The following is a 15623-nucleotide window of genomic DNA, read 5'->3' on the forward strand; positions in this document are numbered from 1 at the left end:
TGAAACGCTCCTCTCGCTCTTATCACAATTTAGTTATCACGTTTAACAGTCATTTGCCGTAAAATGTTGTCACTAAACTTAGCTAACCGGTCGAACTCGTCGATGGCTTTGCTGTCTTCAGCGGTCAAGTTTACAACGTGGTAAATTCCTTCGTTGAAACCATCAATTTCGTAAGCAAAACGACGCTTTGACCAATCTTTAGAATCTATCAACTTGGCACCATTATCAGTCAAAATCTTGTCGAACCGTTCTACTAAAGCAGTTTTAGCAGCGTCATCAAGATCAGGACGGATGATGTAAGTAATTTCATATTTGTTTTCCATGAATATGCACCTCCTTATGGACTTTCGGCCCTCCAACGATTTGAAGAGCAAGGGTAGTAGTTTAACGCACGGTTAACCTACAGATTAATATTATAGCATTGGTTATCGTTCTTGACAATCCACGAACGTGATTTAGCGATACTTAGGTAAATACGCAAAAAGGATGCCAAACTGGCATCCTTTTTTAAATTATTCGTTGCTAGCAGGCGTTTCCGCCGGATCAGCTTCGGACTCATCGTCATCCGCCTTCGCCACAATTGCCATGGTAGCAACCTTAGCATCGTCATCAATCCGAATCAGATGGACTCCAAGGGTGGCCCGTCCGGTTTCAGAAACGGAATCCGTTGCAAACCGAATCATCACTCCCTGGTCGGTAATTAGCATGATGTCTTCATCACCCATTACTACCCCCAGTCCGACAATCGGACCATTCTTGGTGGTTACGTTCGCGGTTTTAATTCCCTTACCACCGCGTCCCTTAATGGGATATTCAGAGACCGGCGTCCGTTTCCCGTATCCTTTTTCAGAAATCACAAACACAGCGCCACCCGGAACTAGCACGTCTGCTCCAATCACGAAGTCGTGGTCTCGCAGTTTAATCCCGCGCACTCCAGTCGCAGATCTTCCCATGGACCGGACTGCATCTGCCTTGAAGCTGACGGCATACCCTAGATGGGTGCCAATAATCACGTTGTCCGTGGCCTGGACTAACGAAACTTTGATCACTTCGTCATCATCACGCAGGTTGATCGCCTTTAATCCGTTGTTCCGGATGTTCACAAATTCTGCCAATGGCGTTCGTTTGACCGTTCCCAGTTTGGTGGTAAAGAAAAGATCCTTATTAGCTAATTCATCCGTATCACTGATGTCTAGCACGGTTTGAATCTTTTCGTGTTCACCGAGTTGTAAGAGGTTCACAATCGGGATTCCCTTGGCCGAACGACCGTATTCTGGCACTTCGTAGGCCTTCATACTGTAAACCTTGCCAGCCGTCGTGAAGAACAGCAACAGATCGTGGGTAGAGCCCACCAGGAGATGTTCAATGAAGTCGTCCTGGTTAACGCCCATTCCTTTGATGCCACGACCGCCCCGGTTTTGGGTTTTAAAGTCGTCAGTCGGAATTCGTTTGATGTACCCATTGTGAGTCAAGGTGATTGTAACGTTTTTAGCTTCAATCAGATCTTCATCTTCGATATTGTTAATTTCTCCGACCATCAATTCGGTCCGCCGCGGATCTCCAAATTTCTTTTGGGTTTCCAGCAATTCGTTGTAAATGATGGAGGTGACACGGTCGTGACTATTCAAGATGTCTTCGTAGTCTTTAATCTGTTCCAATAACTTTTGGTGTTCATCGGTGATTTTACCGCGTTCCAGACCAGTTAACCGAACCAACCGCATGTCCAAGATGGCCTGGGCTTGCTTGTCATCTAAGTCAAAGTTATCGATTAATTGTTGCTTGGCAATTTCACCGGTTTTGGAACTCCGAATGATCTGAATGACTTGATCAATGTGATCTAGCGCCACCAACAATCCAGCAAGAATGTGAGCCCGTGCTTGCGCTTTTTTCAGGTTAAACCGGGTCCGTCTCGTGATTACTTCGACCTGGTAATCCAGGTAGTTATTGAGGATTTCCTTCAGGCTCAAAACCTTCGGAGCCCCATCACTAATGGCCAACATGTTAAAACTGTAGGACGTTTGCATCAAGGTCAGCTTGTAGAGGTTGTTTAACACCACTTCGGCGCTCGCATCCCGTCGGACCTCGATAACAATCCGCATTCCTTCTCGGTCGGATTCATCATTAATCGCCGTAATCCCGCTAATCCGTTTATCCCGTACTAAGTCAGCAATCCGTTCGATTAACTTGGCCTTGTTGACCATGTACGGCAACTCGGTTGCAATGATGGTTTGTTTGCCGTGCCGATCTTCTTCAATATCAACCTTGGCCCGCACCACGATGTTTCCGCGGCCGGTTTCATAGGCATGCCGAATCCCGGACTTCCCCATGACGATTCCCCCGGTCGGAAAATCGGGACCGGGAAGAGCCTCCATCAATTCGTTAACGCTCGCATCGGGATTTTTCATCAGGATGTGAATGGCAGAAATGACTTCGCTTAGGTTATGTGGCGGAATGTTTGTCGCCATTCCCACGGCGATTCCCGTTGCTCCGTTTAACAACAGGTTCGGAATCCGGGCTGGTAAGACTACCGGTTCACGTTCCGTACCGTCGTAGTTGGGGGCAAAATCCACCGTATCCTTATTGATATCGCGGAGCATTTCTAACGAAATTTTGCTCAACCGAGCTTCGGTATACCGCATGGCTGCGGCTCCATCACCATCGACCGAACCAAAGTTTCCGTGACCATCAACCAATAAATAACGGTAACTAAATTCTTGTGCCATCCGCACCATTGCTTCGTAAATCGAACTATCACCGTGGGGATGATATTTTCCCATCACGTCGCCCACGATCCGGGCCGATTTCTTGTACGGCTTGTCCGGGGTAACCCCTAGTTGATCCATTCCGTACAAAATCCGCCGGTTTACCGGCTTCAGTCCATCCCGGACGTCGGGAAGCGCCCGTGCTACAATCACACTCATTGCATAGTCCAAAAATGAGGACTTCATCTTTTTCGATAATTCGACGTTGGTAATTCTTGTTTCCGGCGTTTCCATTTCGCTTGCCAAGTAACTTGCCTCCGTTCCCTTAGGTAACCATTCCTAGAATTGTTTCACATGAAACAAAATTGTTAAACATCTAGGTTTTCTACAAACTTAGCGTTTTCTTCAATAAATTGCCGGCGTGGAGCCACTTTTTCTCCCATCAACATTTGGAAGGCCTCGGCTGCCGCAGCGGCGTCATCAGAGGTCACCCGCAACAAGCGCCGGTTCGTCGGATTCATTGTGGTTTCCCACAATTGTTCCGCATCCATTTCACCCAGTCCCTTGTAACGTTGAATTTGTGGTTTGGGTGACGCTGGTAATTCAGCTAACAGCTGCTGTAACTCTTCGTCCGAATCAATGTAGCGCTGAAACTTATTTCCTTGCCGGACCCGGTACAAAGGTGGTTGGGCAATGTAGACGTATCCCTTATCAATCATTGGTCGCATAAAGTTATAAATCAAGGTCAACAACAGCGTTTGAATGTGAGCCCCATCCACATCAGCATCCGTCATGATGATGAGCTTGTGGTAGTTAACCTTGTTAATATCAAAGTCTTCACCAAATCCAGTTCCCATCGCGGTAAACAATGACCGAATTTCTTCGTTCGCTAAAATCCGATCCATCGTGGCCTTTTCGACGTTTAAAATCTTCCCCCGAATTGGCAAGATAGCTTGCGTCAGCCGAGAACGACCTTGTTTAGCAGAACCACCGGCTGAATCCCCTTCGACTATGAATAGTTCCGAAACCTTGGGATCCTTACTGGTGTTATTGGCTAATTTCCCTGGCAGGCTGTTAATTTCCAGTCCACTCTTTTTCCGAGTTACTTCCCGAGCCCGTTTAGCTGCCGAACGCGCCTTAGCAGCCAATAATCCCTTCTGCACAATTTCTTTGGCCACCTGTGGATGTTCATCCATGAACTTCGAAAATTCCTGACTAAAGACGTGGTTCGTAGCCGTCCGGGCATCGGAATTACCCAATTTGGTCTTCGTTTGACCCTCAAACTGTGGATCTGGATGCTTAACGCTTACCACTGCTGTAAGCCCTTCGCGTACGTCCGGTCCCGTTAAGTTATCTTCATTGTCCTTGATCAAATTGTTATTACGAGCGTAAACGTTGATAATCCGCGTCAACGCTTGCTTGAACCCTTCTTCGTGGGTTCCCCCTTCATAGGTATTAATGTTATTGGTAAAGGTTTTTAACGTACTGTGGTAGTCATCCGTGTACTGTAGCGAAACTTCCACCGTGATGTCATTTTCCACCCCTTCGACGTAAATTGGGTCTTTAAATAAAGGTTGCCTCTCCCGATCTAAGTATTCGACGTAGTGACGAATTCCGCCTTCGTAATGAAAATCGTGTTCAATCGGTTCGGCCGGACGATTGTCCTTAATCGTAATTCGCAGGCCCTTGTTTAAAAAGGCTAGTTCGCGAACCCGGGTGGTCAACGTCTCCATGTCATACACGGTCGTTTCTGTGAAAATATTAGGATCCGGCAAGAAATGGACCTTTGTTCCGTGGGCATCAGTTGGAGCATCCCCCACTACTTCCAAGGGTGTATGCACGTGTCCGCGCACAAAGTCCATGTAATATCGTTTCCCGTTTCTGGTAACTTCAACGGATAAGTTTTCAGAGAGAGCATTCACCACGGAAGCTCCCACTCCATGCAAACCACCAGAGACCTTATAACCGCCACCACCAAATTTTCCCCCGGCATGTAAAATCGTATACACCGTTTCGAGTGCTGATTTCCCGGTTTCTTTTTGGTTATCGACCGGGATACCCCGACCATTGTCCGTGACAGTAATGCTGTTATCCTTTTCAATCACTACGTCAATCTGGTCTGCAAACCCCGCAAGGGCTTCATCAATTCCATTATCAACAATTTCCCACACAAGGTGGTGTAATCCTTGCGAATTGGTTGCCCCAATGTACATTCCGGGCCGCTTTCGGACGGCTTCTAGTCCCTTTAGGACTTGAATTTGACTCGCATTATAATCGTTAGCGCGTTCTGCTTTCGTCTCTTCTGGTCGATCTGCCATGTCCATCCTCCTACTTCAAGTAATCTAAGTAACCTTACCAGCCTTAATCTGAAACAAGCGGGGGTCTTTGATTAATTCCGAAGACACTCCGCTTAAGCTGGTGGTCGTTAAAAACGTTTGTACCTTGTTTTGAATCGCAGTTAATAAATGGGTCTGACGAAGCTCATCTAATTCTGATAAAACATCGTCAAGTAACAGGACCGGATACTCTCCCGTCTCTGCCTTCATTAAGTCAATTTCTGCTAGTTTGGTGGCTAGTGCTGCCGTCCGCTGCTGTCCCTGGGATCCAAAGGTGGCAACGTCCTTGCCATTCACCAAAAAACGTAAATCATCGCGCTGAGGTCCATACAAAGTCGTACCCTGCTGGATTTCTTTTTCCTGATGATCGGCAAATTTTTGCAATAACGCCGTATAAATCATGTCAACGCTTGTCAGTTGTTCCTTGGGCAAGGCGGTTGAATAGCGAAATTGTAGCTCTTCTCGTTGTTGGGAAATCTCAGCGTGAATCGTTTGTGACCACGTTTGTAACCGTCCCAATAGTTCCACCCGCTGGGCAATAATTTCTGCAGCGTAAGCTGCTAACTGGTCTGACAAAACGCTTAAATAAACCTTGTCGTGCGCCTCGTGAAAATGCAGTTGGCGCAAATACGCATTGCGCTGCTTTAAAATCCGGCGGTACTGGCTCACGTTATACAAATAGCGATTGCTCATCTGCCCAAACTCGATGTCCATAAACCGGCGCCGCACTTGTGGAGAGCCCTTCACTAGCTTCAAGTCCTCGGGAGCAAAGAGAATTACGTTAAATTCGCCCACGTAGGTCGATAGTTTGGCCTGCTCAATGTGATTGACCTTGGCTTGCTTCCCGTTGGAACTCATCCGGAGTTCCAACTGAGTCGTACCCGTTTGTCGGGTAATTTGTCCCGCTAACAAAGCCGTTTTGTGTTCCCATTCCACCAGGTTTCGGTTGTTACTGGTTCGGTGACTCCGAGCCAAGGCCAGCACATAAATGGCCTCCAACAAGTTGGTTTTCCCTTGAGCATTTTCTCCAATTAGTACATTCACACCGGGTGCAAACTGCACGTCGAGCTGGTCATAGTTACGAAAATTACGCAGTTTTAATTCGTCAATCCGCATGCGGTTTCCTACTTTGCCTTAATAAAAAACAGACCAACCTCAGGAATCCGAACAACGTCGCCATCGTACAGTTTTTTCCCGCGTCGGTTCTCGGGTTCATCGTTTACATAAACGGTTTTTTCCCGTAGAAACCACTTTGCTTGCCCGCCGGAAGCGATGACATCTTCCATTTTTAGCAATTGGCCCAACGTCACGTACGGCGTTGTAATTAGAACTTCTTTTTTCATGTTGCCACCTGCTTTCATTACTTATAATTATACGCTTTCAAAAAGAAAAAGTACACCCAGCTCGCATTTATAGGCGATTTCAGCCCGTTTAGGTTTTTGAGGCAGTTCAGCCATAAAGCAAACAAAAAAGCCCATAACTTAAATTATGGGCTTAGAATGCATTTTCGGTTTTAAAACGTCCGGACGGGCGTAATCAGCTGAATGAAGTTTTCCTGGTTGTCGACTGGAGTAATTGTGAAAGGCCGAAGGGCCGAAGTAAAGGCAACTTCCACGTCAATTGGTCCAAAGACTCGTAATGCATCTTTCAAATAATCGGGATTAAAGGAAATTTCTAAGTCCGCACCACTCACTTCAGCTGGACTCAAATCTTCTTCCACTTTTCCGACGTCTGGTGAGTTTCCCGTAATCGTAACCACCTGATCTTCAGGCTTGATGGTGAGCTTAATCACATTGTTGCGTGATTCATGCGAAAGTAACGAAGCTCGTTCGACAGCTGCCAATAAGTCTGGAGCCGCAAACTGCACCTTCGTTTCCGCCGAACTCGGAATCAAACGAGAAGTGTCTGGGTAATTACCTTCCAGTAGGCGAGAGTAAAACCGGGTCTTACCAAAGGTAAACAGCACCTGATTTTCAGAGAGGTGCATTTCAATGGCATCCTTTTCATCATCCAACATTCGGGATAATTCTTTCAAACTGTCACCAGGGATTACGACATTATAATCCCCTTCTGCTGTTGCCGGAAGTTCCACTTTCCGTTGGCTTAACCGGTGACTATCAGTAGAAACCGCTAGTAACTGATTGTGATCCAACGTAAAGTGGACCCCAGTTAAAATCGGACGGCTTTCCTGTTTTGAGACTGCAATAACAGTTTGCCCAATCACCTCGCGAAAAATTTCAGCTGGTAATTGGATCGGATGTTCCCCATCCACTTCTGGTAAATGCGGATAACCATTAGCATCAAGGCCATTGATAGTAAATTCAGAGTTTCCGGATTTAATGGTGGTTTGAAAGTTATCGCCAACTTCAACTAGTAACTCTCGGTTGGGCAGTTTTTTTACGATTTCACTAAAGAAGCGGGCGGGTAAAACAATTTTTCCAGTAGAACTAATTGTGAGTTCGTAATCAGGATTATCACCACTAATTGAAGTTTGAATCGAAATATCGGCGTTACTTCCCGTTAGTAGAATATTATTAGCAGAAACATCAATCATTAATCCCGTTAAAATGGGAATGGTAGTTTTAGCAGAAATGGCTCTTTGGACAATCCCGAGTGCCTTAATAAAAGCTTGGCGATTAATTGAAAATTGCATGGGAGAAATCCTCCTTTTGGAAATGACATTTAATTTAATTAAGTATAAAGATAAAGTTCGTAGTAGTAGTAGGTGCTGTTAATTCTGTGGATAAGTTAAAATGGTTAGAGCTTTAATGAGTTACCCACTGTGGATAACTTTGTAAATAAACTCAAGCTAACTTTGTGAGTTATCCACAGTCACCATTATATCATTTTTCGTACCAATTCTGAGGGACCAGTTTTAATGCCTAATTTCCGTTTTTAAGTCCGCGATTTGTTTTTGTAATTCCGCATCGGAAGCAGCCATTTTAGTAATTTTTTCATGGGCGTGGATGACGGTGGTGTGATCCTTGCCCCCAAAGGCCTCTCCGATCTTGGGCAGTGAATTATCGGTTAGTTCCCGGCAGAGATACATGGCCACCTGACGGGGCACCACGATGGCCTTAACCCGTTTTTTCCCCTTAATTTCTTTGACTGTAACGTGATAGTACGAGGCTGTGATTTTAATGATGGATTCTGGAGTGATGGCGCTTTTTTCTTTGTTGAGTTTGAGGGGCTCTAAGGCTTCCGAAACTAAATCCATTGTCACGGGCGCTTGTTTAAGTTCTGCAAAGGCCTTAATCCGCGATAGCGCTCCCTCCAACTCCCGCACGTTAGAGTCAATTTGACTGGCAATGTAACTCATGATGTTGTCGTCAACTTGCAACCCTTCTGATTGGGCTTTGGCCCGTAAAATGGCGGCTCGCGTCTCTAAATCGGGTGCCGTAATATCAACCGATAGCCCCCACTTAAAGCGAGAAACCAGCCGGTCTGTCAGAGAGTTAATCTCGTTGGGAAGCCGGTCGGCAGTCATCACAATTTGCTTATTTTCTTCGTAGAGGGCATTGAATGTATTGAAGAACTCGTCCTGGGTTCCTTCTTTGTTAGCTAAGAATTGGATGTCATCGACTAACAGTAAATCAACGTTGCGGTAAATCCGCCGAAACTCCTGCATCTTGTTGTTTTGCAGGGCATCAATAAAGTCATTGGTAAATTTTTCGGTAGTTACGTACTTGACGTTCGCTTCGGGATTGGTTTTTAGAACCTTGTTTCCAATCGCTTGCATTAAGTGGGTTTTTCCTAAACCGACCCCACCGTAAAAGAACAGCGGATTGTAAACTTTGCCGGGATCCTCAGAAACGGCTAGGGCTGCGGCATGTGCCATCTGGTTTCCCTGCCCAATGACAAAGGTGTCAAAGGTATAGTTGTGATTTAAGTGCGGATCAATGTGTGGTGTTTTTTCCTGGTGATGCGTTTCGTTAAATTGGGCCAAATTTTTGGCGTTAGGCCCGGCTTCACCCTTTAGAACTAACTTGGGGCGGACGTCTGTTTGAGTGACCGCGTAGGCATATTCAATGAACGTTGATTTTAGCTGGCGGTCCCAGTAGTCACGGTGTAAGGCGGTGGGAAGCTCTAAGGTCAGGATGTGACCGTCGTAATCAATGGGGGTGGCGGAATTAATCCAAGTATCATACGTAGTTTCGTCAAATTTAGGGTTTTCTTTAAACTTGGCTTTAATTTGATTCCATAGTTCAGTTTGATTCATGGAATATGAACCTCCTCCGTTATAAACATAGCCGTATTTTAGCACTAGCTTTTAAAGTTTTCCACAAGGTTATTAAACCTGTGTATAAATGTTTCACAGTTAGTTTATAAGTTTTCCACAGGCCTGTTCATAACTTGGTGGATAACTAAAAATAACATGAATTCAACAAGTTTCTGTGGATAAATAATCATGATTATACCAGGGTTTTAGAGCTAATGATCATAGCTATCAACAGATTGTTGATAACTTTTTAAACAGCTTGTTTTTTTGTGGAATTACTGGTGATAATGCTGTGATTAGCTTTGATAGTTATCCACAACAATTCACAGGTAAACTTTATGAAACTTTTTGGGAAAACCACGGAACGTGTGCTGCGGCTTGCAAAATTGTTATTTGCGCTCAGCTGGTTTTGTGTTATCATTGGAAAGAAATACGATTTAGGATTACCTAAAATGAAATTTATTAATCATTCATATAGTAAGGAGGGTTCGTAATGAAAAGAACTTACCAACCTAAGAAACGTCATCGAAACCGCGTTCATGGTTTCCGTGCCCGTATGAGTACTAAGAACGGCCGTAAAGTTTTAGCTCGTCGCCGGCAAAAGGGTAGAAAAGTATTATCTGCATAGACCACTGACCAGTCGGTGGCCTTTTTTATTATGCAAAATATGATTAATTGGAGAAGAACGAACGCATGAGAAAATCATATCGGGTAAAAAAGGAAGCAGAATTTCAACGGGTTTTTGACGCGCATCAATCGGTAGCCAACCGCCAGTTTGTAATCTATCAATTAGAAAAACCCGACCAACCTCATTTTCGGGTCGGAATTTCAGTAGGGAAAAAGATTGGGAATGCCGTTCACCGCAATTGGGTGAAACGCAGAATTCGGCAAACCCTGACGGATTTAAAACCGCAATTACGCCAGGACGTTGATTTTTTAGTAATTGCACGGCCCCGAGCAGATGGATTATCGATGGCAGAAGTAAAAGCAAGCTTGATTCACGTTTTAAAGTTAGCCAAGTTGTTGAATCCTGATGATTGTGAGGAAGAAAAGTGAAAAAATGGAAAAAAATGGCGGCGACGTTGTTAGTGGCCAGCCTCGGTTTGGTTCTAACTGCTTGTAGCAACGCTCCCGTGAACAGTCACAGTACTGGAATCTGGGATGGATTAATCGTTTATAATTTCTCGAGAGCGATTATCTGGCTCTCTAAGGCCTTTAATGATAGTTACGGAATTGGGATCATTATCTTTACCATTATCGTGCGGATTTTAATTCTGCCGTTGATGGTGTACCAGACGAAGAATATGAAGGAAATGAACGAATTGCAGCCGCAGTTAAAGGCCCTGCAAAAGAAGTATTCTTCGCGTGATACAGACACCATGATGAAACTTCAGGAAGCTCAAAAGGCACTGTACAAAGAAAATGGAGTGCATCCGTTTGCCAGCATGTTGCCAATGATCGTGCAACTGCCAATTATTTTTGCTTTGTACCAAGCCATTTGGCGGACCCCGGCCCTCAAAACTGGTCACTTCCTCTGGTTACAACTAGGGAGTCGGGATCCCTACTTTGTCTTACCGATTCTGGCCGCCATCTTTACGTTCTTGAGTTCGTGGTTAGCAATGAAGTCACAACCAGAAACTAACGCAATGGCCTTTACCATGACGTTAATCATGCCGGTTGTAATTTTCTTCACGGCCTTGAACGTGCCGTCAGCCTTGTCGCTGTACTGGGTGGTTACGAACGCCTTTCAAGTGGTGCAAACGTTGTTACTGCAAAACCCTTGGAAGATGCAACGGGAACGAGAAGAGAAACAACGATCCAAACGCGAACATGAGCGCGAGGTCCAAAAAGCCATCCGGAAGGCCAAGAAGAGTCACCGGAAACGCTAAGCAGCTGGTGGTTTAGCTTAAAAATTGAATTAAATTGAAAGCCGACTTTCGTTAATCATGACGAGAGGTGGCTTTTTTTCTGGGGTAAAATTGATTGTGTAGCATTTAATTGACAAAATTTAGGAAAGTTATTACTCTGGCGCGGTGTTTGTGCTATGCTAGCAGGGGTCAATTTCTAACTAGGAGATAAAGAACATGCCAAAATACGAAGGCCCTACTCTAGCAGCAGCCGTTAACAATGGATTAGCGGCACTTAACCTTACTGAAAACGAAGTTAACATTGAAATCATTCAACAACCATCCGCCGGGTTCCTCGGCTTTTTTAAACGCCCGGCTCAGGTCTCGATTACCAAAAAAGCGACGCCTCAACCACCGAAAAAACGGGCTCAGCGCGACAGTGATCCCGAAAAACAACCTGCAAAACAGCCCAGTCCGGACCGGTTCGAGCGGAATTTTGCCGTAGTGAAACAACTGGGACAGTACCTGCAAAACGTCTTGAGTGAAATGGACATTAACGCTACCTTAGAGGTGGAAATGCCCAACAGTAAACACGTCTACATTAACTGTGAAACGGATAAAGAGGGATTATTGATTGGTAAGCATGGTCGGACCATTAATGCCCTGCAACAGTTGTGTGAATTTTACTTGAATAACCACGGGGTGAACTACGTGGACGTGCTTTTAGATACTGCTAATTACCGAGAACGTCGGGAACAAATTCTAACCGACTTGGCCCGCAAAACGGCTTGGAATGTTCAGTCCACGGGTCAACCAGTTCATTTGGATGCGATGCCCGCGTTTGAACGCAAGCAGATCCACGTGGCCCTTGAAGATTTCGATGATTTGATTACATATTCGGTCGGAAACGAGCCCAATCGAGAAGTAGTGATTGCTCCGAAGTAGCTTTAAATTGACAAACGCCTTAGGCTCGCTATAAGATAAATGCAAATAAATTAATTGTCGATAAAGTAGTGAAAGTACTTTATCCTAATTCGCTGTGCGGTTGGGGTGGGTACTTTTTTTGTGTTCAAGGACATTTAGATCCGGATGAACCGAGAAAGGAGCAGCACCATGGCCTTAATGACCACTGATTATGACACCATTGCCGCCGTTTCTACCCCGCCTGGTGTGGGCGGAATTTCCATCGTTCGGTTAAGTGGAAGTGAAGCATTGGATATCGCCCAGCGGATTTACCGGGGCAAGGATTTAGCGCAGGTCGCGACCGATACGATTAACTACGGCCACATCATTGATCCGCAAGCTAACCAGCGCGAGATTGATGAAGTTATGGTTTCTGTAATGCGGGCCCCGAAGACGTACACTTGTGAGGACGTGATTGAGATTAATTGTCACGGTGGCTTACAAGTAACCAACCAAATTTTGCAGTTGGTGCTTCGGAATGGCGCGCGTTTAGCAGAACCCGGGGAATTTACCAAACGGGCCTTTTTAAACGGCCGGATTGATTTATCCCAATCCGAAGCCGTGATGGATTTAATTGAGGCCAAGACGGATGCCGCCCGCAAGGCAGCGCTGAACCAACTAGACGGAAATCTGTCTGCGGTAATTAAGAAGTTACGCCAAGCAATCGTGGATGTCTTGGCCAACGTTGAAGTCAACATTGACTATCCCGAATACGATGGGGCCGAAGAAGTCACGACCCAGCTCATGCTAGAGCGGGCTACTGATATCAAACAGAAGATTGCCAACCTATTAAAAACCGCTCAGCAGGGGAAAGTACTGCGGGACGGTTTAAACACGGCCATCGTCGGTCGCCCCAACGTTGGGAAATCGAGTCTATTAAACCGCTTACTGCACGAAGAAAAGGCGATTGTGACGGATGTACCAGGAACCACTCGGGACACCCTAGACGAATACGTTAACGTGGCGGGCGTTCCCCTGCATTTAATTGATACAGCTGGGATTCACACGACGACCGATAAGGTGGAACAAATCGGAGTGGACCGCTCGCGCGCAGCCATTCAACAAGCGGACCTGGTTTTACTGGTTTTAAATGCCAGTGAACCGCTCACGGATTCCGACCAGGAACTGTTGGACGCTACGGCAGAAACCAACCGAATTATCTTGCTAAATAAAACGGATTTACCACAACAACTCACGGCAGCTGATTTACCGCAGAATGAAAAAACCGCCATCATTAAGACGTCGGCAGTAACCACGGATGGAACGCAGGCGTTAGAAAACATCATCGCCAAAATGTTCTTCACCGATGGCATCACGCGGAACCAAACGGACGTGATGGTCACGAACGCCCGCCACATCAGCTTGCTTCAGCAGGCCCTCGACTCGCTGACAACCGTAATCGACGGCTTGCAGGCGGGTTTGCCGGTTGACATTGCCCAGATTGACCTCCAGAACGCGTGGGAACAACTCGGGGAAATTACCGGTGATAATTACGATGAAGAGCTAATGGATCAACTATTTGATCAATTTTGCATTGGAAAATAACTTTGTTTCACATGAAACAACGCAGAAATTGGTTTCAAGGAGGAAGTCATGACAAAGAAACCTGTGATTAAGGAAACGGCCGTCCAGCAGACCTACCAGGCCGGCAGTTACGACGTCGTGGTCGTCGGGGCTGGACACGCGGGCTGTGAAGCCGCTTTGGCTGCCGCTCGGATGGGTCAAAAGACGTTGTTACTCACGATTAGTTTAGAAATGGTCGCATTCATGCCTTGTAACCCTTCGGTGGGTGGACCGGCGAAGGGAACCGTTGTCCGAGAAATTGATGCCTTGGGTGGCGAAATGGGTAAGAACATTGATAAAACGTACATCCAGATGCGTTTGCTAAATACCCGGAAGGGTCCGGCGGTGCAAGCACTGCGGGCCCAGGCGGATAAACATGCTTACCACGAAGAAATGAAACGGACGATTGAAAACGAGCCGAACTTAACCCTCCGCCAAGCGGTGGTAGACGACCTGTTAATTGAAAATGATACGGTAACGGGCGTTGTAACTAACACGGGGGCCGTTTATCAGGCCGGCGCCGTGGTCATGGCGACCGGAACCTCGGCGCGGGGTCAAATTTACATTGGGGAACTACGCTATTCTTCTGGTCCGAATAACACGATTCCGTCTCTCAAACTTTCCGAAAACCTGGAAAAAAAGGGGTTCCGGTTTGAACGGTTTAAGACGGGAACGCCTCCGCGGGTTAACGGGAACACGATTGATTATTCCGAACTAGAGGAACAACCCGGGGACGAACAGCCCCATCACTTTAGTTTTTTAACCTCGGATCAGGACTACCTCCCTCTCTCCCAACAGATTTCTTGCTGGTTAACCTATACCAACCCGACTACGCATCAAATTGTTCGGGATAACCTGGACCGGGCCCCGATGTTTAACGGAGTAATTAACTCGGTGGGACCTCGTTACTGCCCATCGATTGAAGACAAGGTGGTGCGGTTTGCCGATAAGGACCGCCACCAGGTCTTTTTGGAACCAGAAGGCCGGCGGACCCAAGAATGGTACGTGGATGGAATGTCGACGTCCATTCCAGAAGAAGTCCAACAGGAAATGCTACACACGATTAAGGGACTGGAAAACGTCCAGATGATGCGGCCTGGTTATGCAATTGAATACGATGTGATTCCACCGCAAGAGATGAAACCCAGCATGGAAAGTAAGCGAGTTAACGGCTTATTTACGGCGGGCCAGACGAACGGAACCTCTGGATATGAAGAAGCCGCTGCGCAGGGTTTGATGGCGGGGATTAACGCGGCCCGGCAGTTACAAGGCAAGGAACCAGTCGTCTTGAAACGGTCCGATGCCTACATCGGTGTGATGCTGGATGACCTGGTAACCAAGGGGACCAAGGAACCGTACCGGTTGTTAACCAGCCGGGCCGAATACCGGCTTTTATTGCGCAACGATAATGCCGACATGCGGTTAACGCCGTTAGGGCATGAACTGGGTCTGATTGATGACGACCGGTACGCGCGGTTTGTGGCCAAACGGGAGGCCGTGGAAGCCGAAATCAAGCGACTGGAACAAATTCGAATTAAACCGAATGACGCGATTAATCAGTTTGTGGAGGCCCAGGGCGATAAGCCATTGCAAGACGGAATTGGCGCTGCTCAATTCTTGCGCCGGCCGTACGTGGATTACCAAAAACTCTTGGAATTCATTCCTGCACCAGCAGAACCACTGGCTCTGGACGTAATTGAACAGGTTTCAATCCGGCTTAAATACGCGGGCTACATCAAAAAAGAAGAAGACCGCGTGGCCAAGTTAAAACGGATGGAAGCCAAGAAGATTCCGGCTAACATCGATTACGATGCTATCGACGGGATTGCGACGGAAGGTAAGCAAAAGTTGAAGGAAATTCAACCAGAAACGATTGCTCAAGCTGCCCGGATTAGTGGTGTGAACCCCTCTGACATTGCCATCCTCGGCGTTTACGTCCAACAGGGACGGATTGCGAAAACAAAATAACGATTAGTCTCAGCGCGAGCTGGGA

The 15623-nt window shown here is 46.5% G+C and carries 13 protein-coding genes; 6 read left to right on the forward strand and 7 right to left on the reverse strand.

Features of this window, described 5'->3' with window-relative positions:
* Positions 1–29: 29 nt before the first annotated feature.
* The 7 genes from rpsF to dnaA form a co-directional block, all read right to left on the reverse strand.
* On the reverse strand, positions 30–323 hold the full coding sequence (rpsF, locus tag M3M37_RS06245; RefSeq protein ID WP_252794954.1) for a 30S ribosomal protein S6: 294 nt from the start codon (positions 321–323) through the stop codon (positions 30–32).
* A gap of 189 nt (positions 324–512) precedes the next feature.
* Positions 513–2996, reverse strand: a complete 2484-nt coding sequence (gene gyrA / locus M3M37_RS06250; RefSeq protein WP_252795932.1) for a DNA gyrase subunit A — start codon at positions 2994–2996, stop codon at positions 513–515.
* 74 nt (positions 2997–3070) lie between these two features.
* Positions 3071–5020, reverse strand: coding sequence for a DNA topoisomerase (ATP-hydrolyzing) subunit B (gene gyrB / locus M3M37_RS06255; RefSeq protein WP_252794955.1), 1950 nt, complete (start codon positions 5018–5020; stop codon positions 3071–3073).
* Positions 5021–5044: 24 nt separating this feature from the next.
* Positions 5045–6154 (reverse strand): DNA replication/repair protein RecF, encoded by a 1110-nt coding sequence (gene recF / locus M3M37_RS06260; RefSeq protein WP_252794956.1) that lies wholly within the window; start codon positions 6152–6154, stop codon positions 5045–5047.
* A gap of 8 nt (positions 6155–6162) precedes the next feature.
* A complete protein-coding gene (gene yaaA / locus M3M37_RS06265) occupies positions 6163–6381 on the reverse strand; it encodes a S4 domain-containing protein YaaA (protein WP_252794957.1) in 219 nt (72 codons plus the stop codon).
* Positions 6382–6551: 170 nt separating this feature from the next.
* Complete coding sequence (gene dnaN, locus M3M37_RS06270) at positions 6552–7691, reverse strand: DNA polymerase III subunit beta (RefSeq protein ID WP_252794958.1); 1140 nt, start codon at positions 7689–7691, stop codon at positions 6552–6554.
* A gap of 222 nt (positions 7692–7913) precedes the next feature.
* A complete protein-coding gene (dnaA, locus tag M3M37_RS06275) occupies positions 7914–9257 on the reverse strand; it encodes a chromosomal replication initiator protein DnaA (RefSeq protein WP_252794959.1) in 1344 nt (447 codons plus the stop codon).
* Between the two features lie 493 nt (positions 9258–9750).
* On the opposite strand from dnaA, the gene rpmH reads away from it, so the two are divergent.
* The 6 genes from rpmH to mnmG all read left to right on the forward strand — a co-directional run bounded on the left by rpmH (position 9751) and on the right by mnmG (position 15598).
* Positions 9751–9885 (forward strand): 50S ribosomal protein L34, encoded by a 135-nt coding sequence (gene rpmH / locus M3M37_RS06280; RefSeq protein WP_252766554.1) that lies wholly within the window; start codon positions 9751–9753, stop codon positions 9883–9885.
* A gap of 65 nt (positions 9886–9950) precedes the next feature.
* The gene (gene rnpA, locus M3M37_RS06285; protein ID WP_252794960.1) at positions 9951–10313 is read left to right on the forward strand and encodes a ribonuclease P protein component; all 363 of its coding nucleotides are present in this window, start codon (positions 9951–9953) and stop codon (positions 10311–10313) included.
* A complete protein-coding gene (gene yidC / locus M3M37_RS06290; protein WP_252794961.1) occupies positions 10310–11146 on the forward strand; it encodes a membrane protein insertase YidC in 837 nt (278 codons plus the stop codon). The genes rnpA and yidC overlap by 4 nt, the downstream gene beginning before the upstream one ends.
* Positions 11147–11341: 195 nt before the next feature.
* A complete protein-coding gene (jag, locus tag M3M37_RS06295) occupies positions 11342–12049 on the forward strand; it encodes an RNA-binding cell elongation regulator Jag/EloR (protein WP_252794962.1) in 708 nt (235 codons plus the stop codon).
* Positions 12050–12217: 168 nt separating this feature from the next.
* Complete coding sequence (gene mnmE / locus M3M37_RS06300) at positions 12218–13612, forward strand: tRNA uridine-5-carboxymethylaminomethyl(34) synthesis GTPase MnmE (RefSeq protein WP_252794963.1); 1395 nt, start codon at positions 12218–12220, stop codon at positions 13610–13612.
* Between the two features lie 48 nt (positions 13613–13660).
* Positions 13661–15598 carry a tRNA uridine-5-carboxymethylaminomethyl(34) synthesis enzyme MnmG gene (gene mnmG / locus M3M37_RS06305; RefSeq protein ID WP_252794964.1) on the forward strand — a complete coding sequence of 646 codons (1938 nt, stop codon included), beginning with the start codon at positions 13661–13663 and terminating at the stop codon, positions 15596–15598.
* Positions 15599–15623: the final 25 nt, after the last annotated feature.

This window comes from Fructilactobacillus carniphilus (assembly GCF_024029675.1).
Taxonomy (GTDB): Bacteria; Bacillota; Bacilli; order Lactobacillales; family Lactobacillaceae; genus Fructilactobacillus; species Fructilactobacillus carniphilus.